Below are 24,702 nucleotides of genomic sequence, written 5' to 3' on the forward strand. Positions count from 1 at the left end.
ACCTATGGTGATTTCTCAAGACCTAACTCTGGTAAATCTATAGGTTTTTTGCAAAGAGATTTTTCTATTCTTTTGTTTCTCTGTACATTGTAGGAGTTTACGAAGGAGAGAACTTCTTTTTTCTTGGAGTGATTTTGAGTTTACCTACGCTGCGTTCTGAGCAGGTGATAATCTCGATATCAAAGTTTTCGTGATGGATTTTCATCCCTTTTTGTGGAACAGCACCGACTTTATGAAAAACGTGTCCTCCTAGTGTGTCGTAGCTATTTTCATGGTGAATCTTTAGATTAAAGTATTCTTCGGCATCGGAGATGTTCATACGCCCATCTACGATCCAAGAGTTCCCAACTTTTTTATAGGGAATATCTTCTTGAACATCATATTCATCGGCAATTTCTCCGAAAATTTCTTCAATGATATCTTCCATGCTGACGATTCCCTCAGTAATGCCATATTCGTTGACTATGATTGCTAAGTGGCGATGTTTTTGACGGAATTCTTGGAGTAAAGAGGAAACCTTTTTAATTTCAGGAGCATATAAGGGAGGTTTGGCAACTGAAGAGACTGGTAGTGAAGAGTCTACAGATTTAGGATAGACAGCGAGTAGATCTTTGACCAGGAGTACTCCGGTGATATTATCAATGTTTTTCTTGTATAGAGGAATGCGGCTATACCCTTCTTCTATGATTGCGGGAAAAGCGTTACGAATTGGGGTGTCTTCTTGAATAGCGAAGATGTCTACCTTGGGGATCATGATTTCTCGAACAATCAACTTATCAAATGACGATACGGCTTCAGAGAGTTGATTTTCCATTTCTGAGTTACATGTTTTAGGATGCTCCTCACCGTGATGAATATAACGTTGGAGGGGGCGAAAAAATGCCTGGAGTAATGAGGAGATAAAACACAGAACTGAGCTTGTTCCCTTGTGAAGTTTTATACAATAGGGAAGACAGCCGTAAGCCAGGGGGGCAGCAAGTATATACGTTGCCCAGAAAACCAAAGATAGACTTCTGGTGTTCCATGTGTATTGGGAGTAGATGGAAACGCCTAGAATTCCATAAAAACTGAGTAATACGGAAGCGAGGAGAGCGGGGGTATTCGACTGGCTGGGTTCTCGCTGGAGTTTGTCATCGTTTTCTTGTGTTTTGATAGATTTTTGAGACAGTCCCGTGGAGAATAAAAGAAAGAGGGTAGTAATTGCGAGTAGGGAATAAAGCATTTTAATCTGATAAAAGCGCGTGTTTTTCTCTCAACATACATAGCGCTTGATTTTCTTTACCTCTCATTTTTTTTCTTTCTTCGGGAGTTTGGTCATCATATCCGAGCATATGTAAGAGAGAATGGACAACATAGCGAGAAATTTCTTCGTATAGGAGGTCTGAATCCTCAGCACGGTCTTGTAAAAAACGTATTGCTGCTTTAGGACTAATGAAAGCTTCGCCAAGAATGTGAGGACGAGAAGTACTTCCCGGAGGATCTATAGGTAGTGTAATCGTATCCGTTAATGAAGGATCTGAAAATACCTCATCATGGAGCTTGGCTAAAGCTTCATCATCTAAAAAGTAAACATACACTTGATCTGTGGAAACTTTCCAGTATTGCAAGCAGCAAAGAACCAACTTTTTTACTGATTGTATCCGAATAGGGACATCACATTGCTTGTTAGAAACACAAACTTGTAAAGGAACCTTTTTCAAGATGAGAGCGCAAACTGTTTATTTTATTACAGGAGTCTTAGGAAGCCCGGTAGCTTTTTTTGCTGTGGCATCATTCCAACGGCCTAACTTACGCAAAAGATCTATCCGTTCAAAACGCTTGAGAACGTTTCTTTTAGTTTCTCCTTTAATGGATTTACCGTAACTACGATGTCGTGACATAACTGGTACTCTAGTAATTAACTAATTTGCGGAATAAAAACGCTTTCGCTGTTTACAACGTTTTTGTGTGCTTTATAAGCGATTCTTGGAGCAGGTTGTGGACGAGCAATGGCATAAACAGGTTTACGTTTTTTTGGATTCATTGCTCTTCGACGAGCTTGTTTACTCATGCGTGTCATAAGATAACTCGATATTTAACTTTTTAATTCCCCGAAGTATTTGAGAAGAAGGCCGGAGACTTATAATTAAGAAAAAGAATAATCAAAGAAGCGTTTTTTTTCAATAGAATGACCCATTTATCCCTGGGGATTCTGGCTTAAAGCTTCGGCAATAGGGGAGCAGGAGGTATTGGATCCTGAAGTTAGCACGCCACAGGAGATAATATATTTGAAAGCGTCTTCGATTTTCATATCCAAAAAAGTGATATCAGATTTTTTAAATAGGGTGAGAAAACCGGAAGTGGGGTTCGGTGTTGTGGGGATGAACACGGTGATCATGGGGTTGAGGGGATCATCGGAGCAAATATTTGGTGCATCTCCTGCAACTAGGCCGATGCAGCGTGTTTCTGCGTTAGGGAAGGGGACCATAACAACTTGTTTAAAGGATCCAGATTGAGATCCAAAGATAGTTGTCATGACTTGTTGAGCAGCTTTATAAACAGTTTTTATGATAGGGATTTTGTGAAGGATTTTATCATAGATTGAGAGTAGGGATTTAAAGATCATCAAGCGGGCAAGAAATCCTAAAAGGACGGTAGCGAAGAATAAGCCAAAGAGCAAGATGATTTGTAAAACGAATTTCAGCAGGGCTTTATGTTTGGAATAAAAACTAATACGTTCGAAAAATCCTGAGACAAGACCAACGAATGGTTGAGTAAGGAAATTCATGATCATCCCGACAATAGCAAGAGTGATTGCTAAGGGGAGAAGAATAACCAGGCCTGTAATAAAGTGTTTTTTCATAAATCGCTATTGTTGTGTTAGGAAATTGCTAGTCTGAGTTGCATCTAACATACGAGTAGAGTTGATGATATGACTCCTGAGTATTTTATTAGATTTTTTCTGTAATTTCAGTAACTAGAGTACTTATACTCCTTATATTTAATTTTTTTAACAATTTGCAGCGCTTTTTTCTAAAAAAATTTTTTACTCTTTTATGTTGAGTAGGAACCTCCAAGGAAGATCGCGGGATTCTTGAGCATAGTCTATGCCTATACGTGGTTTTTGGGTAATTGTTCCTGAAAATTTCTTTTTACTAATATGAATTTGGGGAGAGGAAAGGGAATGCGTGTTGTATTCCATGGTGAGGTTGAGAGCTTGGCAGACTTTTCCTGGTCCATTAGTGAGGAGGTGTTTTGGTTTATTTTGCCATTGGCGTCTTAGCACCATGATATCTTCGCCTTCGTAGGGAAGGATAGCGCGGATCAGTACGGCGTGGGGAAGATCTTGATGTCCGGTTACAACATTGAAGAGGGAATGCATGCCATAGCAGCGGTAGATATAAGCAATACCCCCACGGCTATACATAGGGAGGTTTCTTTTTGTTTTTCTATAGTTGTAAGCATGACAGGCTTTATCATCAGGCCCGCGATAAGCTTCCGTTTCTATGATAATTCCTGATGTTCTTTGTCCTTCTAGGTGGGTTATGAGAACATGACCTAGGAGTTCTTTTGCTAAATACAGAACATCATCGTTTAAGAAGAAGCTCTCTGGAAGCATTATTCTGTATTCCTTTTTCTTCTAGTTCTAGGTTTCTTCTCCTTAGTTTTTTTCGTGCTCGCTGGGGATTTTTTTATTGTGTTTGATGTTTTGGTTGCCAATGACCAAGTAATCACTTGATTGAGGAGATTTACCTCAGAGAGTTTGACTTTTATAGGGGCTCCTGGACGCATTTTAGGAGGTAGATCATCGGGGGATGTTTTCTTTTTCAAAGAGAATTCTTTGGGTAATTGTGCGGATGGAATAAATCCTTCTTGGCAAAATTCCGGAACGGTAAATGAGAGACCTTCAGGATTGATTGTGATGATGTAAGCTTGATAAATGGAGTCGGGTTGTTCTTTTAAGAACTTATGTAAAAAACGATTTTTTTTAAGGGTTTCAAAAGCAAATTCAGATTTTGCGGCTATACGCTCTTGAGTAGAGCATGCTCTTACAATATGTTCTAGACGGGTTTCTTCTATAGACATGGGGTTGAAGAGGAGTCTATGAACAATAAGATCGATATAGCGACGGATGGGGCTGGTGAAGTGGGTATAGAAATCCAATTTAAGACCATAATGACCTTTATTTTCGGTTGAGTATGAGGCGGTTTTCATACTACGAACAAATTGTGAATGTAGAATGGGCTCTAGAGGATGTCCTGCAGAGCTCTCTTGTAATAGGTATTGAAAATCAGGTTCTTGAGCTGGGGTCATGATAATATCAAATCCCATAGCTTTGGCGATCTCTTGGAAAGAGAGCAAACTCTCATCATTAGGAGATTCATGGATTCTAAATGGCAGAGAAACGCCTTGGTGGGAAATATGATAAGCAACGACTTCATTAGCTTTGAGCATAAACTCTTCGATGAGTTTATGTGATAGCGTTTGTCGTGTTTCTATAAGAGTTACAGGTTCTTGTAGGTTATCTAGAGACATGGTGAATGAAGGAAGAACAAGACGTATGCACCCACGTTTTTCTCTAATATCAGAGAATTTTTCGCTGAGTTCAGCCATAGCGAGAAGAGTTTTTGCTATAGGGTGGGGTTGTTTATTTTCTACGATCTCGTCCACTTCATCATAGGTCATGCGATATTTACTACGGATTACACTACGGAATATTTCGTAATCGGATAAATGACCGGATTTTGTAAACGTCATGAACACAGAAACGGCGAGTCTATCGACGTTAGGTTTTAAACTGCAGAGATTATCCGAAAGAGCGGGGGGGAGCATAGGAATCACTTTCCCAGGAAAGTAGATAGAATTACATCTTTTGCTTGCTTCTTGATCTAGAGCGGAGTGAGGTGTTACGTAGTGGGAGACATCCGCAATATGGACGCCAAGGATGTAATTATCGTTATTGTCATAGGTTAAGGATACGGCATCATCGAAGTCTTTTGCAGTTATTGAGTCAATAGTAAAGCATAGGAGATTGCGAAGATCTTTTCGTGATCTTAGTGCTTGGCTAATGTGTTTTTGTGAGAAATGGTTCGTTTCTTCGATAACAGCTTCTGGGAATTCTTCTTGAATCCCATATTCAGCTTTTATGCAGGGAAAATCGGACTTAGCGTTGGAGATATTCCCAATAAATTCGAGCATTTCCAACGGAGGGGGTTCTTTGGATTCAGGTTTTGCCTTCCATACAGGAGTACTGAGTAGTAAACGATCGCCGATTTTATAATCACGTTTAGGAATAAGTTTTGCTTTTACAGGGATTTCTGGGCCCAAAGCATTCACACAGACGAACGCTGTTGAGGCGTCAATGAGTGAGGTTATTGTTCCTACAAGAACAGTTTTGCCTCTAGAGATGACTTGGTGAATGACTCCTTTTCTTTTTTCTCCTTCTTTAGAATTGGGGAAAAGAGAGACGACAACGTGATCTCCATCTAAGGCTCCTTTAAGATCTCTTGCGGGAATAAAAATATCAAAAGGATATTCTTCTGGGTGGTCGGGTGTAACAAAACCGAAACCTTTTTTTCCATGAACAAATAGGACGCCGGAAATTAATATTTGTTTCGAGTTTCTTCTAAAGCTTTGTGGTCGTTTTTTTCTGATTCTTTTCACCAACTCTGCTCCACCTCTGGTATTATGATTTTCATGGGTTCACCTAGCCTTTGTTGGATGTTTTTAATTTAAAGATATTTTTATGGATAGGATTAAAAAGAAAATTCCCTATCCCTCTTAGAGAAATAGGGAATCAAAGATAAGATTTTCAGGATATTAATCGTTAGGTTTATCTACGATTTCCACATCTGCCTCTTCAATGTTTTCGTTATTTGTACTTGAAGAAGCGTTTCCTGCTGGTGGTTTCGTACTGAAACTGTGTTTTTTCAGATCTTCTGTATTGATGTTAGGCCCACCTTGAGCGTTTGCTGCAGCTGATGCGGATTGCGACTGCATGGCTTCTCCGATCTTTTGCATATGACGACTAAGTTCATCAGAAGCTTCTTTGATTTTCTCGGTAGGAGCATCTTCTTTAAGAGCCGTGCGTACTTTTTCTATACGCTCTTCGATTTCTTTTGTTAGAGATTCAGGTATATTCTCTTTGTAATCGTTGATCGCCTTTTCAGCTCTGAAGATCATACTGTCAGCTTCGTTTCTTACATCGGAAGCTTCGCGGCGTTTTTTATCTTCTTCTTTATTTTTCTCCGCATCGTTGATCATTCTTTGGATTTCTTCTTCTTTTAATCCAGAGCTTGCTTCGATACGAATTTTTTGTTCACGGCCACTAGCAGCATCTTTTGCAGATACGTGAAGAATTCCATTAGCATCGATATCAAAGGTGACTTCGATTTGAGGATGTCCTCGAGGTGCTGGTGGGATATCTGTAAGATCAAATCTTCCAATTTCTTTGTTGTCTTTTGCCATAGGACGTTCTCCTTGTAAGACAACAATAGTTACTGCGGGTTGGTTATCAGCAGCTGTGGAGAAAATTTGTTTTTTCTGTGTAGGGATCGTGGTATTTCTCTCTACGAGGGGAGTCATCACACCGCCGAGAGTTTCGATACCTAAGGAAAGAGGAATTACGTCGAGTAGTAAAACATCTTTCACTTCGCCGCCAAGCACACCACCTTGAATTGCAGCTCCAATAGCGACAACCTCATCAGGATTGACTCCTTTATTTGGTTCTTTACCAAAAATAGATTTTACAACCTCTTGAACTGCAGGCATTCTGGACATACCTCCAACGAGCAATACGTCATCGATATCGCTTGCGGAAAGTTTAGCGTCTGCTAAAGCTTTTTGACATGGCGCTTTTGTACGTTCAATTAGGCTAGAAGCGAGCTTTTCAAAGTGCGCACGTGTTAATGTTAATGTTAAGTGTTTAGGTCCGTTAGCATCCATAGTGATGAACGGCTGGTTAATTTCTGTGGAAGACATTCCAGAAAGTTCGATTTTTGCTTTTTCAGCAGCATCTTTGAGTCTTTGCAGAGCCATGTTGTCTTTGCTGAGATCGATGCCTTCTTGTTTTTGGAATTCTTCGATCATCCATTTAATGATCACTTCATCGAAATCGTCTCCGCCTAGGTGGGTATCACCATTTGTAGAGAGCACTTCGAATACGCCATCACCAATTTCTAAAATAGAGATATCGAAAGTTCCTCCTCCAAGATCGAAAACGGCGATTTTCTTATCACCAGCTTTATCGATTCCGTAGGCAAGAGCTGCAGCTGTTGGTTCAGGAATGATACGTTTGACATCTAGGCCAGCGATACGACCAGCGTCTTTTGTAGAAGCTCTTTGTGAGTCATTGAAGTAGGCAGGAACCGTAATCACAGCTTCTGTAACAGGCTCTCCTAGATAGGCTTCTGCGGTCTCTTTCATTTTCATAAGAACTTGAGCACCGATTTCTTCGGGTGTGAACTGTTTCCCATCGATGGGGAAGACAACATCACCATTAGATCCTGCAGCCACTTGGTAGGGAACTGTTTTAATTTCTGATTCTACTTCAGAATATTTTCTTCCGATGAAACGTTTTGTAGAAGCTAGGGTTTTGGCAGGATTGGTCACTGCTTGTCTTTTTGCAGGAATTCCTACTAAGGTTTCGTTTCCTTTGAATGCTACGATCGATGGTGTTGTACGTGTTCCTTCTGAAGAGACGATGACTTTAGCTTGCCCACCTTCCATTACGGATACACAGGAGTTTGTGGTTCCTAAGTCTATCCCTATAATTTTACTAGATTTTTTTTGTTCGCTCATAATTCTTACCTAATTTCTAGGGGGTTTATTCGTTGTTATTTTCTATTTCTTCTTCTTTCCCTTGAGGTGTGGGTGCTTTGGAGACTTTGACTTTCGCAACGCGTATAGGACGATCTCCGATTTTATAACCTTTAGAAAATTCTTCTACGACGGTGCCCTCAGGGAATTTTGTAGTCTCTTCTGTTTCTACTGCTTCATGTAAAAATGGATTAAATTTTTGTCCTACAGAAGAGTATTCTACTATGCCTTTCTCTTCAAAGACCTGTTTAAATTGTTGTAAGATCATGTTAAATCCTAGCGCCCAATTTTTCACCTCGTCTGACATCTGTGAGGCAAAACCTAAAGCTTTTTCCATACTCTCGATAGGAACTAAAAAGTCTATGAGAGCATTTTCTACAGCATATTGCATCATTTCTTGACGCTCTTTTTGCATGCGTTTTCGGGCATTTTCTGATTCCGCAAGAACCATTAAGTATTTATCATTTTTTTCTTTTAGTTCAGCTTTTAGCGTTGCTATTTCTTGTTGGAGATCCTGAATCTCGTTATCGGGGGTAGGAACTGTGGAATTTTCTGCCTCATGTTCGTTAGAGGAATCTGTCATGACGTCTCCTTAGGGGGTAATAGTTTTATAGAAGAGTACCTTGCTAATAACGTAGGTTCTTTGGAGAGTTTAGGATCGGAAGGGCAAGGTCTTCTGAAGGATAATTTAAATTTATAAAAACTTTGAGTCAGGCTTTCTTTAACTTTATCTGCAAATATTGTGAGGGTTTTATAAATCTCCTTGTATGGAAGATTTATCGGCCCTAACACACCAAAAGCTCCTAATGGAGTGCGATTCATGTAGTATGGAGTCGTGATAACAGCACAATGTGGATTAGGAGTACCAAAAATATCGGAAAGCTCGCTTCCTATAAATGCCGTGGGGCGGTCTCTGTGCATGCCAATATCTAAAAGTTTGCACATATGACGACGATTCTCGAAAAATGATAGCCCTAGAGCGAGCATATCGGGATCTTTGAATGCGTCGTATTTCAGAAGTTTAGATAATCCTGTTTGGTATAAATCTTCTTCGCTGAAATTACAGTAACGTGTGAGGTAGCGAACGACGACTTCATTATATAGGGTCATCCCAAGATCTTCTTCTTTCTGTGAGAGACTCTCTGAAGGAGGTTGCTTACGCAGGTAATTTTGAAGAAACGTTTCAATACGCTTTAAGGACGCGTAGTTTGATGTTTCGGCTAACCAGAGGGTGTCTGTAAATATCTGACCAAATTCCGTAGATAGGATAACAACAACGCGTTGTTCGTCTACCAAAGAAAGTTGGATATTGGTTACAGAGTCATTTTCAAATCTTGGAGAAGAGAAACATGTAGGTAGCTGTAAAGCTTCTCCTAAAAGTTCGGATGCCTTTTGTAAATCTTTAACAATGTTTTGACTTTCTTCAGGAAGTTGGTTTAATAGGTTCATTGTAGTTTCGGGAAGATCTTCCTGAGGACAATCTGCGCGATGGTCTACATAATAACGGAATGCTAAGTCTGTGGGAATTCTTCCTCCCGAGACGTGATTTTTCTTTAGAAAACCTTCAGCTTCTAATTCTGCGAAATAATTGCGGATAGTCGCAGTGCTCAAATTTGAACACTCATATTCTTTCAGAGTTTTTGATCCGACAGGTTGACCTGTTTTTAAATACAGCTCTGTCGTTGTTAAGAGAATGTAAAGAAGCTTAGACTCTCGTTTCGAGATCCACGACCTAGACATGACTGATTTCCAATATAAGTACTATGTTCGCTGGAGACCATTATAGAGAAATGGTTTCCTGAGGTCAAGGATATTTAGCACTCAATCTCAAAGAATGCTAACTTATTTCTAGGAAATAGGGCAAAAACAACGAGGGCTTGGAAGATGACTCTTGCACCAATTGAAAAAATCTTTTGGTTCAACAGAAAACTTTTCTATGGATCGAGATTCGATTTCTAACATCCCTGAATTGAGGAAAGTTTTTCCGAGAATGAGTTTATATGGAATCCCAATAAGATCGCTATCTTTTAATTTAAACCCAAGTCTTTCATTACGATCATCTAATAGCGGGGCGTAGCCATGGCATTGTAATTCTTTATAGATTTTTTCAGCAGCTTCTTCGCAGGTGGCATCGCCTCCATTGTAGAGAATGGTGATGTCGAAAGGAGCGATCGCTTTAGGCCAGACGATACCCCGATCATCAGCAAGTTGTTCTATGCATGCAGCTAGGGTTCTACCGATACCAATACCGTAAGTTCCCATCCAACAGGATTGTGGTTTGCCTTGCTCATCCTGGAAGACAACTTCAAAACACTCGGTATAGCGTGTACCTAGGTTGAAAATATGGGCTACTTCTACTCCCGCAAAAATTTCATAGGGGGCATTGTTGTTTGCTGGGCAGAGATCTCCTGCTTCAGCAAGAAGAAAGTCTGTATATTCGGGACGAGGAATATCACGATCCCAATTGACATTTTTGTAATGTTTGTCTTTGACGTTTCCTGCGCAGATGAAGTTCGTCATGCATTGCGTGGTTTCATCGGCATAGAAGTCAATAGGACAGTTTAAAGGACCGATAAATCCTTTCTCTACTCCTAGATGTTTTTGTATTTCCTCATCTGAAGCAAGAGAACATTCATCCGCATTAAGTTTGGAACCGATCTTAGTCAGGTTGATTTGTCGATCTCCTCGGATGCCTATAGCTGCGAATTTATCCTGTTCTCCATAGGAGAGCTTAACTACAAGAGTTTTCAGGATCCGGTGTGGAGGAACAGAGAAAAAGTCTTGGAGATTTTCTATTGTGCGTACCTCAGGTGTGGATACTTCTTCTATAGGCAGATATTCTTTATCGTACGTATATTGAGGCGGTTGTGCAACCGCTGCTTCGATATTGGCTCCGTAATGACCACTGACGCAAATTGTGTCTTCTCCTAAAGAGCTGAGAACATGAAATTCTTCAGACTTTCCTTTACCGATTTTTCCTCCATCAGCCTCTACAATAACGTATTGGATGTCTAATCTATCGAAGATATTTTGGTAGGCTTGTCGGAGCTTAGCGTACTGTTTATTCATTTGTTCAGGAGAATCTGAGAATGTGTAACTATCCTCCATGAGGAATTCTTTAGCTCGCATTAAGCCGAATCTTGGTCGAATCTCATCTCGGAATTTTGTAGCAATTTGATACAGATGGAGAGGTAAGTGTTTTCTTCCTGATAACCATTGGGAAACAAACAAAGAGACGATTTCTTCGTGTGTGGGTGCAAGACAAAATTCCTTATCTTCTCTATCTTTTAGGGTATAGAGAAGACCCTCTGAGCGAAATGCTTCCCAGCGTCCTGTTTTTTGCCAAAGTTCCGCAGGATGTAGGATAGGGAGTACCAGTTCTTGACCTCCAATAGCATTAAGTTCTTCACGAATAATCTCCATCATTTTGCGAGCAACGCGCCAAAATAGTGGGGTGTAAGTGTAAATTCCTTTTGCCGTCTTGAAAATGTAACCAGCTTTTTCCAACAGCTCGTAAGATAAAACCGAGGCTTCTTTATTGGCATTTTTAGAAGTTTTGTAAAAAAGCTGGGAAGTTTTCATAGGGGGACAATCGCAGATTTTTGATTTTTTAACCGATAGACACCGAAGTGTGTAGTATTTTTCTTTACTGAAATACGTTGGTCTTTACGAATCGCCCAATCTTAACATAGCGCCTTTTCTTGATCAATTACTAGAGTTAACAGTAGCCCATAGACTTTAGTTAATATTATTTACATTCATCTTTTGTTTTTAAAAAATAAATACGTAATTAGATATAAATATAATTAGTTAAAAATAAGATTTTTTTATTTTTATTTGGTAATTCTATGGCGTCAGTAAGCGGAAATTCTGGTCAAAATCCTAACCCCATTCCAGAAGATCTCAATAGTCGTTTGGATCAAGCAGATACTTCGAAAGATCAAGAGGAAGCCGGAAGTGGTGTTACTGAGACAGGGTTGAGTATCGAAGTTTTGTCTATTGGTGAGTTATCGAACATCGATGCTGCGGTCTCTGATATACAGGATATTGCCGGTGCAGTCATTGCTGTGGGCGCCCCTTCGAGTTTATCACCTACTTCACCAGAGGCTGCGGCTTTATCTGCAGAATTAGTCACTGATTTTTATGAAGAGAGCCTGGATAGAGATGATTCGGATAAAATTGACGAAGCTGTGGCAAGTTTATTTGCTGGAGTTCAAGACAGTACAGCTTTAGTTGATGAGTTGAAGAAGAAGATCGAGAATTTTCAGAAAACGCAACTTAATGCAAAGCAGGTATTTAGAAGATCTCAGCTTAATGACGACCTAGATTTAGGCGAGATGTATCTTGACATGCGTCGTGAACTCGCCTCATTGAATGGTAAGGTCAACGAGTTAGAGAGTTTATCTCATAGATTATTATCTACTTTAGGAGACGTACACCATGGGTTGGTGTCGATGTCTTTAGAGGAATTTCGTGATACTTTTGGAGATCACAGTGATCATGTGCGTTCGTATTTAGAGAAACTTGGATTGGTCCATAGTGACGAAGGTTGGACAATTGATTCCTCTGGTGCTGTTCCTAAGTTAGCTATAGCAATTCAAAATCAGCGTATTGCTTTAGAAAAACTGGTTATCCCTACAGAAGAAGAGTTTATTCAAGCGGCGACGGAGGCGGGAGTTCCATTTTTTCAGTCTATTATCAATAAGCTGAGAACGTTGTGGAACACATTAGTCCAGATGTTTCACACTCTTTATGATCAACTACTCTTTTTCCTATTGTGGATTGGGAAAAAACTTCGAGGTAACCAGAAAGCTATTTCTGCGGCTCAGGATGAGAAAAACCCTAAATTTGAAAATCCTTTTGCATCCACTGCAGGAAGCGTTTTGTCTCATGAAAACACTTCTTCTTTAAGGGCTTCGGTTTCTGGAAGGGGGGATTTATCGGATGAGGAGATGATCCGACGTCCTGAAGACAATACGATAGATACACAAAATGTTAATAATCAAGATGAAAAGAATAATAAAATCTATCTTGATGATATTTAAAATTAAATAAATAAGGATTATTACAATCTGTTTGAGAGTTGTTTTTTTTGAAATTCTCTAGTATGTTCACCCTTGTTACTATGGATTGTTTAGGACATCTTTATTTATGAATATCAAAAGAAAACGCTCACTGTTAGTGTGTTTCGGGGTTGTATTTCTGCTCATTACGGGTTGTTGTCCCTTTGCGGATAAAAATCCTTCCTGTGGTTCTCCTAAAAAGTATCTTCCCATTGTAAGTCATCTTTTAGAACAGTGTGATTTACCTGAGGTCGAAACTCCCGAGGAATTAGTCGAGGAAACCAAGCATTTATTTTTGACTCGAGAGCAGCGTATGGCTGCTGATTTTGATCCTTTACCAATAAAGGATGATCATGCTTTTTATAATGATCTTTCTTTATTGCGGATGACGCAGGTAGTTCCTGCTTATGCAGCTACTTATGGTAGTGCTGTTGTGTTTGGCGGTACGCTCGCCACTATTCGTCAGCGTTTAGATTTTCTTGTCCGAGAATGGCATCGAGGAGTGCGTTTCAAAAAGATCATTTTCCTATCTGGGAGAAGAGAGCGTTATGCAAAAGTAGAAGATTCGGATCAATTTTACGATAATCGTCACAACCCATTTCCTGTAGAAGAAAATTGGAATCCTGCCGAACATAAACTTCCTTCCTCAGAAGATGAAATTGCTCGATTTGTTTGGACGCAGATGGTTGTTCCTTCTTCTTGGAGAGATCTTTCAGGAGGTATGGAAGTAGAGTTTCTAGTTGCTGAGCCTGCAGAAGGTCAGAAATATGGGACACGTCATGATACATTAAAAGTACTTCGCGCGTATCATGGAGATGGTTCGGAACGTATTTTATTTGTGAGCAGCCAACCTTTTATTCATTTAGATCGTTCTCGTGTTGCAAAGCATTTTGAAAAAGAAAAGTATGATGTTGCTGGCCCTGGATTTTCCCAAGCAATTTTAAAGCATGACTGGGCTCCTAGAGTTTGTCTGCATTCTTTAGCTGCATGGGCAAGCGAAACTGATGGTCATCTTGTAATATCTCAGGAGTAACCCTTTGAATCAAGAATATTGGATTTTAGAGGTGAAGGTCACCCCAAAATCTAAAGAAAATAAAATTGTGGGATTTGAAGGTGAGGTATTGAAAATACGTGTTACTGAGGTCCCAGAAAAAGGAAAGGCTAACGAAGCAGTTATTGCTTTGTTAGCCAAAACATTGTCTTTGCCTAAACGTGACGTCACGTTAATTTCGGGAGAGACTTCCAAGAACAAAAGAATCTTATTACCGAAGGCTACAGAATCGATTGTCTCTCATTGGAGAGAAAAGGGATTTTAAGCAGGGCTGTAGTTTTTATCGGTTTCAGGTTTGTCGCTTTTCACAGCGGCTTTCTTATCTTTATTATCTTTAAAGATTATAGAACGGAATTGTTTGCGTTCTGTTCTGTTAATTTTTAAACCTAAACGGCGGATCACATCTTCATTAAATGTTGTTGTTTGTGGTAGCGGCTCGGCGATAATTTTTTTTAATCCTTCGATATCTTGCTGTTGGTTAAGTAGGTGGTAAACCATTTGAGCAGCTTGTCGGCCGGATCTTTTAAAATCTACGCCACAAGCGACGCAGGCTCCTTCAGCAACTAAAGAGAAGTCATCGGTAATGATAGGGATTTTCTCTTTAAGGATTTCTTCAATAAATGCTGTTCCGAGTTTATGAGCTAGCGAAGAGAAAGGAATAAAAATAGCAGAGGGACGTTTGTCTATTGCTTGTTGAATACGTGTTTTGAAATTCGCTGGTGTTACAGGAATTTCTGTAACGGAAATTCCTGAAGCATGGAGTTTTTTCTCGATTTCTTGTTGTAGAGCTGATGGAAAAGGCTCAGCAGGTTTTATATAGACTAATGACTCGGCGTTTGTCCTTACAGCTTGTATAGCGAAACAACATTGGTTGATATCTAGGGAGTCGTTAACACCGTAGATATTCGTTTGTTTTTTAGGAAAAACTAGAGTATCTCCTTCAGGAACTGCAGCATAGATAATCGGCTTTTTTGTTTCGATTTGACTCATGATTTTTGTTGCTATTGAGCCTAGGGTGACAATAGCAACGACATTTTGATCGCTGTGCAATGTGCGCGCAAGTTTCCTTGCTTTGACTACACTATCTTCAGCATTAACGACCAGCACTTCTGGAGAGTTTTCGAATGTCTTTAGAACATCTATGCAACTTTGACTACAATCTTCGAGTATGGAGTGAGAGAAAGATAAGAACACTGCGACTTTGGGAGAGTCTTGCTCAGGATTAGGTGAGGAGACAACTACAGAAATAAAGGAGCAGATAATGGAAAAGAAAAAAATATATTGAGCAATTTTACGAAGAATCATAGGGACAACACCATGGTATCATGCACAGATGTTAGAGTTAAACGTTGACAAGCTGCAACAATATCTTCTGTTTTCCCTAAGGAAGAAAAGCGAACATACCCTTTTCCACATGATCCGAATCCTTTTCCGGGAGTAATAGCAATATGATACTGGTGTAAGAAAAAGTCAAAAACATCTTCATCTGGGATATTCCCAGGGACTTCGACCCATAGGTAGGGAGCTTGCTCACCACCGTATACTGAGAATTCAGCTTTTTGTAGTGCTTCACGTAAAAGAGAATTATTGTAGCGATAATGTGCAACTGCTTCTAAATTAGGGAATAGAGAAATTCCTGAGATAGCAGCTTCTTGCACTGGTAAACATGCTCCATTAAATGTTGTAAATAGCAAACGTTCCCAATCGCGAATTACGGGGAGACCGTCGCTATATTTAAGATCTTTAGGAACTACATTCCATCCCAAACGTACTCCTGAAAAACCTAAAGACTTAGAAAAGGAGTTCACTTCGATAGCACAAGAACGCGCTTCAGGGATTTCAAAAATGCTCTTCGGTAAGGTAGGATCAGAAATAAACGCGCTATAGGCGGCATCGAACAAGATAATGCTCCCGTGAGCATTTGCATAGTCGACAAGTTCTTTAAGCTGTTCTCTATTCAATACAGTCCCTGTAGGATTATTGGGAGAGCATATACAGAGAATATCAATAGCCTCGCCTTGAGGAATTACAGGGAAAAAATGTGTTTCTTTTGTACAGGGAAGCTTGAGGATCTTACGACTTCCTGTAAGCAGAGCAGCATCAATATAGACGGGGTAAGAAGGGTCTTGCACGGCTATGGTTTTCCCCGGACCAAATAAGGAAAATAAACGGAAAATATCCATTTTCGCTCCTTCAGAGATGAAAATCTCTTCGGGGGAAACTTTGCCATGATAAAACACTTCTGAGAGTTTTTCCCTCAAAGCAGGCAGACCCAATTCTGGACCGTATCCACGATACGTTTTAGGATTTCCTAACTTTTCTACAGACCGTGTAAAGGTATGAATAACTGATGTATGTAGTGGATAGGAGGTATCCCCTATAGATAGGTCGATAATAGAAGCTTCGGGATGTGTTTTACGGAAAGCTTGGATTTTCTGACGAATACCAGAGAACAGATAGTTGGCTTCTAAATTTGAAAAGTTAGTGTTTCTTCGCATTGCGGTTGTTTCGTTATCTGTAGCATATGTCAGACATCTTAAGAAAGGCCCTGCTTTTTTTATATACCTTTCTATTGTTTCTGCACAAAAGCAGGTTTTCTCTTAAGGTTCTCTAGTGCAGAAGTTCGTTCTCTCTTTTGAAAAAAGATAAAGATTTCTTGATTTTAATATATATACGATCTTGTTCATGTCTTTTAATTTGGGTTTATTTTCAAATAAAGTTTTATAATTAATTAAAGCGAATTAATTATTTTAGGTTTAATTATGAATCCAATTAACCCTTACGGGAGTTCAATTCCTGGACCATCGCAAGGTCCTGCAGAAGGAGGAGGCAAGAGCGATCCTCTCCGTGGCGTGGGGGGAAAGTTCACAAGAAGAGGAGCTATTCGCGGCCGTAAAGGTGTGCGTGGATATCAAGGATATCTCGAATCCAAGGTAAGTAAGCACGGGAGTGAAAAAGCTCATAGGGCTGCGAGTCGGGTGGAACAAATTAGTACAAGAATTAAAGCTAGCGGAGCTAAAGCTAGTGATGCGATCAGCCGCGCTGCCTACAAAGCTGGAAAAATGCTGACACAAACGGCCAAGCAAGTAAAAAGCAAGATTCAAGATAAGATTAGCGGTAAGAAAGGACCTGTGAGTGGCAAGAAAGAGTCCCAGGGAGCTCCACAACAGTCACAGATGAAAGTTTTAGCTAAAGAAGCTGTGGCGAAAGTTGGGAAGATGTCTGCTGGGGTTAAGAGGAGTCTTGATGCCAGTAAATTGGGTGCTTCGAAAAGTCCTTCGAAACAATCCAAAACTGAGGGGCCATCTGCTAAGGGTCGTAGTGGTTTTAGCCCAGATTTAGGTGCTATAGCGGATAGAGATAGGGTAAAACTTCCTAGGGCTAATGTGCAATTTCAACAAGAGGGCGAGAGAAAATCTCAGCGTCTAGAAAATCAAAAGACCAAGGGAATCCTTAAACAACCTGGAGCTCCTAAAACCGGTAAGAAGGGAGTTCGTTGGGCAGACCAGGAAGGTAAGAGTCTTGAACAATAGATTTTCGGTTTGACCTGATTTTTCATTTCGAAGAGAAGAACTGCATTTTAATATTTTAAGGTGCAGTTTTTTTTATATAAAAAGGTCCCATCCAGTTAACTGGGGCAACTGGATGGGAAAGGGAAAGTTTTCTTTTTACGTGACGACTAAATTTACATTTAGAATCACAAGCTTAGGAGTGATAGAGGGTTCGTAGGCGGGCTTTTCCTACGATTTAAGTATTCCAAACTCGTACTTCTCTCTATAATTATTCCCCTATTTTTGTCCTTCTGTTTTTTTAATTTAATTAATTTATGTTCTAATATTTTTGGTTATTAAGCACATATTCTTCTCAGGGTATTTCGGAAGAAGATGGGGATTTAGAGGGATTTTTCTCAATCTATGTGTGAGGTGTTGCTAAATAAATCATCTCTTTCTATAGATTGTGGATACCATGGGAAGACTGTTACGATATGGCTGCCGTTTCTGCAGTTTAGTATTTATTGGCTATTTTTCATCTTGTGTAACTGCAGGAGCTCAGGAAGCTGGGCGTTGTCCTGATTGTGAGAGCTTTAAAAAAGCTGTTCACCGCTCGGATCAATTACCTGAAAATATTCAAGAATCTGAAAATGGTTGTTATCTTACAGGGTATGTACAAGCCCTCGTAGATATGCATTTTTTAGATAGCTGTACTCAGGTTGTTGTCGAGAATAACGTTGCCTATCTCTTCTCCCTTCCTGTCGATACGGTACTTTCTAATGCGATTATAGAGTTTATTAAAGATCTCCCGTTTATCGCTTCTGTAGAAATTTGCACTAGATCCTATCAAGAGTGTTGCAAGAGTTATAGAGAAGATCGTCCTATATTACCTAAGCAGAAGGCTTTAGGAACGGAAATTGTCTGTGGTAAAGAAGGGGTATGGTTACCACAAAATACGATTCTCTTTGCACCGTTAATTGCAGATCCTCGCCAGGTAACAAATAGTGCGGGCATTCGTTTTAATGAGAAGGTTGTTGGGAACCGAGTAGGCTCTGCTATTTTTGGTGGGGACTTCATTTTGTTACGCCTTTTCGATGTTTCTCGTTTCCATGGGGATGTAGATATTGGCATTCAAGGCGGAGTTTTTTCCGTTTTCGATTTAGATCATCCGGATTCCTGCATGGTCAACTCTGACTTTTTCGTTGCAGGTTTGTTAGGATTTGCTGTGGATAAATGGAGTTTCCGTTTACGTCTTTGGCATCTTTCTTCGCATTTGGGAGATGAATTTCTTTTAACACATCCCGATTTCCCAAGATTTAACCTCAGTGATGAGGGCATCGATATTTTTGCTTCCTTGCACTATAACCCGCAGATACGCGTGTACGGGGGAGTAGGTTACATTATCAGTAGAGATTTAACTTTCCCAGAACGTCCTTTATATATAGAAGCAGGAGCAGAATTACGTCCTTTTGGATTGCGAGAGGGGAATTTACATGCTCAGCCGATTTTCGCTATGCATTTTCGCTTCTGGGAAGAACAGCATTTTGGAATTGATCAGACCTATATCCTAGGTATGGAGTGGTCAAAATTTCGAGATGTTGGCAGAAAAATCCGTGCATTTGTCGAATACCATCAAGGATTTTCTAAAGAGGGTCAGTTTGTGCGAGAGCCGTGTAATTATTACGGCTTTCGCTTAACCTATGGCTTCTAATCATACTTCTAAAAATCCGTCGGGATAAGGAGGATGTTCGGGGCCTATAGGTAACGTGTTCGTGATATATCTTTGGAAAATTTCTATACCAGCTTGAGGGGAAGAAATACAAAATACGCAATTGCTTACCCATTCAGAACCGCGGTTGGTTCCAGTTTTGCAATTGGTTTGGTAGATGGGGGTTACTTTCTCTCTCCAATACGCAGCAGGACCAATTAAAAATATAGGAACAGGAGGTTTTTTCCCTGTTTTTATACTGATAAGCTCGAGACAAAATTCAAAATCTGTTCCCATGCCTCCAGTGACAAATAAAGCCAGATCTACATGGAAGTGCTCTTGACGTTGAATTAACGAGGAGAGCCTGTAGGTCATTTTCGCTTGTATGTAGGGGTTCATCCCTTGGTTTTTCATTGGGGACTGCTCGAAATCGATAATGTTTCCACAAGAGAGAAGGTTGAGCTCTGTAGCAACCTCGTTACCTACGGCCATGGCTCCTGGTCCTCCTCCAGTCATGATGGCTAAGGGGGTATGGGGAGGAAATCCAGGAATAGGGAAGGTTTGAATAAGATTTTGAATTCCTTGCAATAATTCCTTGAGATCTTCTTTATACCCCTCTGAAATCATGCAAGAGCCGTGAATGCCAATAAAGTACGCAGAGCGAAATTCTTGGGTGCGTGTTATAGGCACGAACATTCCTGAATCTTTTCCACGGCGTTTTACGTATTGCAAAACGTGTTTAGAAACTTTGTCTACCCAGAACGTAGGAATTCCTGCAAAGTATAAGTCCATAAGTAAAGCGCGGTCATGCTCAGAAAAATACTCGCCATAATTGTATGAAGGTATTTGGAAATAGATGTGTTTTAGATAGTAGTTGACGTGATAGGAAAGCAACATACCTTTCAGACAAGAAGAAGGGAAATAACGAGAGAAAAGTACTCCTTCGCTGGTAATGTGTCCTGTTTCCATAGCTTGTAAGAAGGGGAAACAGGGTTGTTCTTCGATGTATTCTTGAAGGTTTTCGGGATAAGGATTTTTTTTGTCGTGTAGGGATTTGGCCGATCCTATCAACCAAGAGTTTTGTGATAATTCGAGGATTTCACTACCTTTGGAAATAAATGTGGCAGCTTTTTCTTGGGTACCTGGTGTTGTTTCAAAAATATTGAAAAGACATTGTTCGGACTCTAAAGAGGATTTTAGGAAATCTCGATAACAGAAGAAAGAGTGTTCTTTATAGGGTTCTATAGTGAAGAATTCTAAAGGAATCGTCTCCACGGGAACTGTGGAAGATCCATAAAATTCGTAAATATCTCCGGATTCTTGTGTGGTAGGCTCTAAAATATTCGCTGCGGTATGTTGTATTCCTTGGGGAAGGAGTGCGTCGACAACACGAGCAAATACCGTACGGATATGTAAAGGCTCTGTTTTTATAAGTAAAATATGATCACGAAGGGGCAGTTTTTCACGTTCTATTTTATGTTGGTACAGGGATAGGAAATTTCGTACTCTCATGTTAGGCTGGCCTAATGCTTTTCCTATTAAAGGAAGGAGGCCATAAATCTTATGATCATAGTGAATGACTCCGGGAAGAGTCGGTAGGGTCACGACAAGGCGGTCGTCAATAACATCTAAAGAAATGAGATGTTCTAATTTCTTACCAAAACATAACAAAGGCATTCCTGCTTTATCGGTATGTTTGAGCATTCTTTCTAGGTATTGTGGGGAGCGTACGAGTCGACGGTCATCTGCAGCGAATAATTTTGCAATGTAATCCCCGGGTTCTAACAGGGTGAGCATCACAGAAGCTACGGGGTCGTGACTGCTAATTTGTAGTAGTAAACGTGCTCGGGAACATTCTTTACTTAATTCTATTTCTTTAATTTTGGCATCAACCCCTAATTGTGCTAGTGAGCTTTTTAGATTGAGATGTAAGCAATGCTGAGGTAAATGAAAACCCAAGAAGTACTCGGGGATATTTAGTATTTCTATTTCCCCCTCGTATGTATTCGGCGATAGCATATGCAGGGGAGACGTAAGGTACCCATCAGGAGAAGTTGCGTCGTGGTTCCTGTGGAATAAGTTATACATATATCCTCCAAAAAAAATAGGCTTTTATAGCTTGAGAGTCTTGTTTTAGATGAAAAAGATTTTTAAGAAAATGCAAAGAAATGTCTTTGCGATTGAGAATTATTTTTCTCTGGATACAATGGAGGGTTTTTAAGAAGGATGGGAAATATGCGAATTCCAAGAAGCGTTGGTACACACGACGGTTCTTTTCATGCTGATGAGGTTACAGCGTGTGCTTTACTTATTTTGTTCGATCTTGTTGATGAAGAGAAGGTCATCCGTACGCGAAATCCTGAAAAGCTCGCAGAGTGCGAATATGTGTGTGATGTCGGTGGAGTCTATTCCCCAGATCAAAAAAGATTTGATCACCACCAGGTATCCTATGAAGGACCTTGGAGTAGCGCAGGAATGGTATTGCATTATCTTAAGGAACAACGACTTATCGATCTAGAAGAATATCATTTTCTCAATCATACGTTAATTCATGGCATCGATGAACAAGACAATGGAAGGTTTTTTTCCAAAGAAGGCTTTTGTTCTTTTTCTGATATAATTAAAATCTACAATCCTGAAGAAGGGAGGAATGCTTCGGATGCGGATTTCTTTTTCTCTTTAAAATTTACTATCGACTTATTGAAGCGTTTGAGAAATAAGTTTCGCTACGATCGCATGTGTAGAGATGTTGTCAGATCTGCCATGGAAAAAGATGAATTTTGTTTATTTTTTGATCGTCCGTTGGCATGGCAAGAAAATTTCTTTTTTTTAGGTGGTGAGCAACACCCTGCAGCGTTTGTCTGTTTCCCTGCTTGTGATCAATGGATTCTTCGGGGGATCCCTCCGACTTTAGATAGGCGTATGGAAGTGCGTGTGCCCTTCCCAGAAAGTTGGGCAGGACTTCTTGGCAAAGAGCTCGAAGAAATCAGCGGGATTCCTGGAGCAATTTTCTGCCATAAGGGATTGTTTTTATCCGTTTGGGATAGCAAAGAACACTGTCGGCGAGCCTTACAGTTGGTATTAGAAAATCGAGGATTAGTATGACCATTTTTGAAAGAATTATCGAAGGCTCAATAGATTGCGAAAAAGTTTTTGAAAATGAAAATTTTATAGCTATAAAAGATCGTTTTCCCCAGGCTGCTGTACATTTGTTGATTATTCCTAAAAAACACATAGAAAAATTACAAGATATGCAGGATGAGGATTTTTCTTTACTTGCTGAAGCAGGAAAAATTATTCAGCAATTAGCGGAAGCTTTTGGTATTGCTGAAGGATATCGTGTTGTAATCAATAATGGTGTTGACGGGGGACAGAGCGTATTCCATTTACATATTCATCTTTTAGGTGGAAGCTCATTGGGGGCTATTGCCTAATTTTTTTTTCCTTATTAGCGAATGTGGCTCAGGGATCGCCATCTTTGCGCCAACATTTGCTTATTGGTGATTTCCCTCGAGCGATTCAGGAAGCTAAGGCCCTGTTGTCCTCTTCCGAATGTTCGCTCTCCGAAACTCGACTTGCTCTAAAAGCATTAGCACAGGGGAAGGATTACGCATCCTGGCATCGGGAGTTTACTAAAGCACGTAAACGCTACCCACAACTTGCTAAAGATCGCGATACTTTAGAAGATTTTGCTCAACAAGTTCTTTCCGATGGTATGCGCCACCCTTCGATGACTGTACGCGCAGTGAGTATACTGTCTATAGGCTTAGCCAGAGACTTTCGTTTAGTCCCTCTTGTTCTGGCGAGTCTGTCCGATGATAGCGTGATTGTGCGTACCTTGGGTCTACAGGTAGTCTTGCAGTATGGATCGCAGAGTTTAAAAGATGCTGTCTGTAAAATTGCGCGTCATGATGATTCTATGCAAGTGCGTATGATGGCATACCAAATTGCTGCGATTTTAGACATTGAAGAACTCCTTCCTTATCTTCAAGAACGTGCGAATAACAAACTTGTCGACGGTGAGGAACGTAGGGAAGCGTGGAAAGCTTCTCTCATGCTTACCCCACATTTGCTTTCTAGATCTAGAGTACAAGAAGATATGGATCAGGCTTTATTTGCCTGCGAACTCTTGCATCATGTGGGGGAAGAAAAAGATGAGAGTGTGCTCCTGGATTTATTATCGATTCAGTACCCTGAAGTTCAAGAAGCGGCATTACGCGCAGCATTGTCTTGTGGACGCGAGGTGAGCTGTAAATCAAAAAAAGTTGCTGATCAAGTGCGCTATATTGCGCAAACGTCTCCCTTCCCCAAAGTACGTCTACAAGCAGCAGCTCTTCTCTATCTTCAAAGAGATCCTTTAGGGGAAGAGTTGCTAGTACAAGGTTTACTTTCTCCTCTCGCCTCGATTTGTGAGTCAGCATCTGCTGCCGTATGTTCTTTAGGCATAGGTGGAAAAGATCTTGCTGATAGGTATCTGAATATTGTGGTCTCCAGGAGAGCCGCAGCAAATCTCGCGATTTTACTGCTTGTCAGTCGTACGCATGTGGAAAGAGCTGGTGATGTTATCGCTGATTTTATCAGCGATCCTGAGATGTGCTGGGCTATAGAACAGTTTCTTTGGAGTTCACAGTGGAACCCTAAAAGTGCTTCCCTCCCTCTCTATTTTGATATGGTAAAAAGAGAGATAGGGAGAAAGCTGATCCGTTTGCTTGCTGTATCAAAATATAGTAAAGTAAAAAAAGTTACGGGAGATTTTCTTGCTAATCGGCAACAACATGGCTGGAGTTTTTTTTCAGGATTATTCTGGGAAGAAGGAGATGAGCAAACGGCGCAGATATGGACTGCAGATAAAAGTTTTGCTTCTAAGTTAGAGTCAACTTTAGCTCGCTTGTGTCAGAAAAAAAATAGCGAATCTCTGCATCAAGCGATGCAGCTCTATCCTGAAAGTCGTTGGCAAGATAAACTGGCTATTTTAGAAGGTATCGCTTTTTCGGAAAATACCGAGGGTGTGGATTTCCTTCTGGAATGTTGTTACCATGAACCCCCTTCGCTGCGTTGTGCAGCAGCAGGGGCTTTATTCGCTCTATTTAAGTAGATCCGTTTCTTTTAGTTTGACGAGATTGTTTAGTGGATGTGTTGGGTCCATAGCAAGGTCGTCTAAGTTCATTTTGTACTTTTCTAATTCTTCAATTAATGTAGATAAGGCTTGCTCACATTCCTCTTTAGAAAATAAAGATTTACGTGGTTTCTCCAATGCTTCTAAAAATTCATCCACAATTTGGATTAGGTGATAAGTAAATTTTTTTAAATAGAGAGTAGGCTTCTTTTCAGTATTATTATTTGTCATAGTTAATTTATCTTGTTTGTTAGTTTCTTTTTAAAATAAAAAGGAGTTTTTTCAATAAATTTTTAATATAAAAAAGAAACTAGATAGTTTTTATAGATTTTTAAGAGCACTTATTTTAATCTAGTATGAAAGTCTAAAGCGCAGGGATTTTTCAATATGCCAACACTACATTTTTCTTTGAAAATGCTTCGCGCTTCCTTATTTTCTTTAAGTTTTCGTTATTCTGGTCGCTATCTCCATCGAAT

The 24,702-nt window shown here is 40.1% G+C and carries 23 protein-coding genes; 8 read left to right on the forward strand and 15 right to left on the reverse strand.

The window, feature by feature from the left end; genetic code table 11:
• Positions 1–97 precede the first annotated feature (97 nt).
• The 11 genes from G5O_RS06360 to G5O_RS06400 form a co-directional block, all read right to left on the reverse strand.
• Positions 98–1,222 (reverse strand): hemolysin family protein, encoded by a 1,125-nt coding sequence (locus G5O_RS06360; protein ID WP_006342912.1) that lies wholly within the window; start codon positions 1,220–1,222, stop codon positions 98–100.
• Between the two features lies 1 nt (position 1,223).
• Entirely contained in the window at positions 1,224–1,700 is a 477-nt protein-coding gene (gene ybeY, locus G5O_RS06365; RefSeq protein WP_006342913.1) for an rRNA maturation RNase YbeY, read from the reverse strand.
• 18 nt (positions 1,701–1,718) lie between these two features.
• Positions 1,719–1,880, reverse strand: a complete 162-nt coding sequence (locus tag G5O_RS10310; protein ID WP_006342914.1) for a small basic protein — start codon at positions 1,878–1,880, stop codon at positions 1,719–1,721.
• Positions 1,881–1,897: 17 nt separating this feature from the next.
• On the reverse strand, positions 1,898–2,059 hold the full coding sequence (locus G5O_RS10395; RefSeq protein ID WP_006342915.1) for a hypothetical protein: 162 nt from the start codon (positions 2,057–2,059) through the stop codon (positions 1,898–1,900).
• A 117-nt stretch (positions 2,060–2,176) separates the two neighbouring features.
• A complete protein-coding gene (locus G5O_RS06370) occupies positions 2,177–2,842 on the reverse strand; it encodes a DUF502 domain-containing protein (protein ID WP_006342916.1) in 666 nt (221 codons plus the stop codon).
• Between the two features lie 183 nt (positions 2,843–3,025).
• Positions 3,026–3,598 carry a DNA-3-methyladenine glycosylase gene (locus G5O_RS06375; protein ID WP_006342917.1) on the reverse strand — a complete coding sequence of 191 codons (573 nt, stop codon included), beginning with the start codon at positions 3,596–3,598 and terminating at the stop codon, positions 3,026–3,028.
• On the reverse strand, positions 3,598–5,643 hold the full coding sequence (locus G5O_RS06380; protein ID WP_013747332.1) for a ribonuclease R family protein: 2,046 nt from the start codon (positions 5,641–5,643) through the stop codon (positions 3,598–3,600). Before G5O_RS06380 ends, G5O_RS06375 begins: the two co-directional genes overlap by 1 nt.
• A gap of 156 nt (positions 5,644–5,799) precedes the next feature.
• Positions 5,800–7,779 carry a molecular chaperone DnaK gene (gene dnaK / locus G5O_RS06385; protein WP_013462611.1) on the reverse strand — a complete coding sequence of 660 codons (1,980 nt, stop codon included), beginning with the start codon at positions 7,777–7,779 and terminating at the stop codon, positions 5,800–5,802.
• A 25-nt stretch (positions 7,780–7,804) separates the two neighbouring features.
• The gene (locus tag G5O_RS06390; RefSeq protein WP_006342920.1) at positions 7,805–8,380 is read right to left on the reverse strand and encodes a nucleotide exchange factor GrpE; all 576 of its coding nucleotides are present in this window, start codon (positions 8,378–8,380) and stop codon (positions 7,805–7,807) included.
• Positions 8,377–9,537: a heat-inducible transcriptional repressor HrcA gene (gene hrcA, locus G5O_RS06395; protein WP_006342921.1), complete on the reverse strand. Its 1,161-nt coding sequence runs from the start codon at positions 9,535–9,537 to the stop codon at positions 8,377–8,379. Before hrcA ends, G5O_RS06390 begins: the two co-directional genes overlap by 4 nt.
• Positions 9,538–9,645: 108 nt before the next feature.
• Positions 9,646–11,379, reverse strand: coding sequence for a proline--tRNA ligase (locus tag G5O_RS06400; protein ID WP_006342922.1), 1,734 nt, complete (start codon positions 11,377–11,379; stop codon positions 9,646–9,648).
• Between the two features lie 266 nt (positions 11,380–11,645).
• Here G5O_RS06400 and G5O_RS06405 point away from each other — a divergent pair, with 266 nt between their 5' ends.
• The 3 genes from G5O_RS06405 (at position 11,646) to G5O_RS06415 (ending at position 14,176) form a co-directional block, all read left to right on the forward strand.
• Positions 11,646–12,842 (forward strand): CT392 family protein, encoded by a 1,197-nt coding sequence (locus G5O_RS06405; RefSeq protein ID WP_006342923.1) that lies wholly within the window; start codon positions 11,646–11,648, stop codon positions 12,840–12,842.
• Between the two features lie 106 nt (positions 12,843–12,948).
• Positions 12,949–13,893, forward strand: coding sequence for a hypothetical protein (locus tag G5O_RS06410; RefSeq protein WP_006342924.1), 945 nt, complete (start codon positions 12,949–12,951; stop codon positions 13,891–13,893).
• 4 nt (positions 13,894–13,897) lie between these two features.
• Complete coding sequence (locus tag G5O_RS06415; protein WP_006342925.1) at positions 13,898–14,176, forward strand: DUF167 domain-containing protein; 279 nt, start codon at positions 13,898–13,900, stop codon at positions 14,174–14,176.
• Here the strand turns inward: G5O_RS06415 and G5O_RS06420 are convergent.
• Entirely contained in the window at positions 14,173–15,216 is a 1,044-nt protein-coding gene (locus G5O_RS06420; RefSeq protein ID WP_006342926.1) for an ABC transporter substrate-binding protein, read from the reverse strand. The genes G5O_RS06415 and G5O_RS06420 overlap by 4 nt on opposite strands.
• Positions 15,213–16,409 (reverse strand): LL-diaminopimelate aminotransferase, encoded by a 1,197-nt coding sequence (locus G5O_RS06425; protein ID WP_006342927.1) that lies wholly within the window; start codon positions 16,407–16,409, stop codon positions 15,213–15,215. Before G5O_RS06425 ends, G5O_RS06420 begins: the two co-directional genes overlap by 4 nt.
• 264 nt (positions 16,410–16,673) lie before the next feature.
• On the opposite strand from G5O_RS06425, the gene G5O_RS06430 reads away from it, so the two are divergent.
• On the forward strand, positions 16,674–17,444 hold the full coding sequence (locus tag G5O_RS06430; RefSeq protein ID WP_006342928.1) for a hypothetical protein: 771 nt from the start codon (positions 16,674–16,676) through the stop codon (positions 17,442–17,444).
• A gap of 433 nt (positions 17,445–17,877) precedes the next feature.
• Positions 17,878–19,113 carry a DUF1207 domain-containing protein gene (locus G5O_RS06435; protein WP_006342929.1) on the forward strand — a complete coding sequence of 412 codons (1,236 nt, stop codon included), beginning with the start codon at positions 17,878–17,880 and terminating at the stop codon, positions 19,111–19,113.
• Here the strand turns inward: G5O_RS06435 and G5O_RS06440 are convergent, their stop codons facing one another.
• Positions 19,114–21,198, reverse strand: a complete 2,085-nt coding sequence (locus G5O_RS06440) for an LOG family protein (protein WP_006342930.1) — start codon at positions 21,196–21,198, stop codon at positions 19,114–19,116. It abuts the gene before it with no gap.
• Positions 21,199–21,345: 147 nt separating this feature from the next.
• Here G5O_RS06440 and G5O_RS06445 point away from each other — a divergent pair, with 147 nt between their 5' ends.
• From G5O_RS06445 to G5O_RS06455, 3 genes are read left to right on the forward strand one after another with little or no spacing between them, the layout of a single operon-like run.
• Entirely contained in the window at positions 21,346–22,215 is an 870-nt protein-coding gene (locus tag G5O_RS06445; protein ID WP_013462613.1) for an MYG1 family protein, read from the forward strand.
• The gene (locus tag G5O_RS06450; RefSeq protein ID WP_006342933.1) at positions 22,212–22,544 is read left to right on the forward strand and encodes a histidine triad nucleotide-binding protein; all 333 of its coding nucleotides are present in this window, start codon (positions 22,212–22,214) and stop codon (positions 22,542–22,544) included. Before G5O_RS06445 ends, G5O_RS06450 begins: the two co-directional genes overlap by 4 nt.
• A gap of 44 nt (positions 22,545–22,588) precedes the next feature.
• The gene (locus G5O_RS06455; RefSeq protein WP_013462614.1) at positions 22,589–24,205 is read left to right on the forward strand and encodes a HEAT repeat domain-containing protein; all 1,617 of its coding nucleotides are present in this window, start codon (positions 22,589–22,591) and stop codon (positions 24,203–24,205) included.
• On the opposite strand, the gene G5O_RS06460 is transcribed toward G5O_RS06455, so the two are convergent.
• Positions 24,194–24,457, reverse strand: coding sequence for a hypothetical protein (locus G5O_RS06460; RefSeq protein ID WP_006342935.1), 264 nt, complete (start codon positions 24,455–24,457; stop codon positions 24,194–24,196). The genes G5O_RS06455 and G5O_RS06460 overlap by 12 nt on opposite strands.
• Positions 24,458–24,702 lie beyond the last annotated feature (245 nt).

It is taken from the genome of Chlamydia psittaci 6BC, assembly GCF_000204255.1.
Lineage (GTDB): Bacteria > Chlamydiota > Chlamydiia > Chlamydiales > Chlamydiaceae > Chlamydia > Chlamydia psittaci.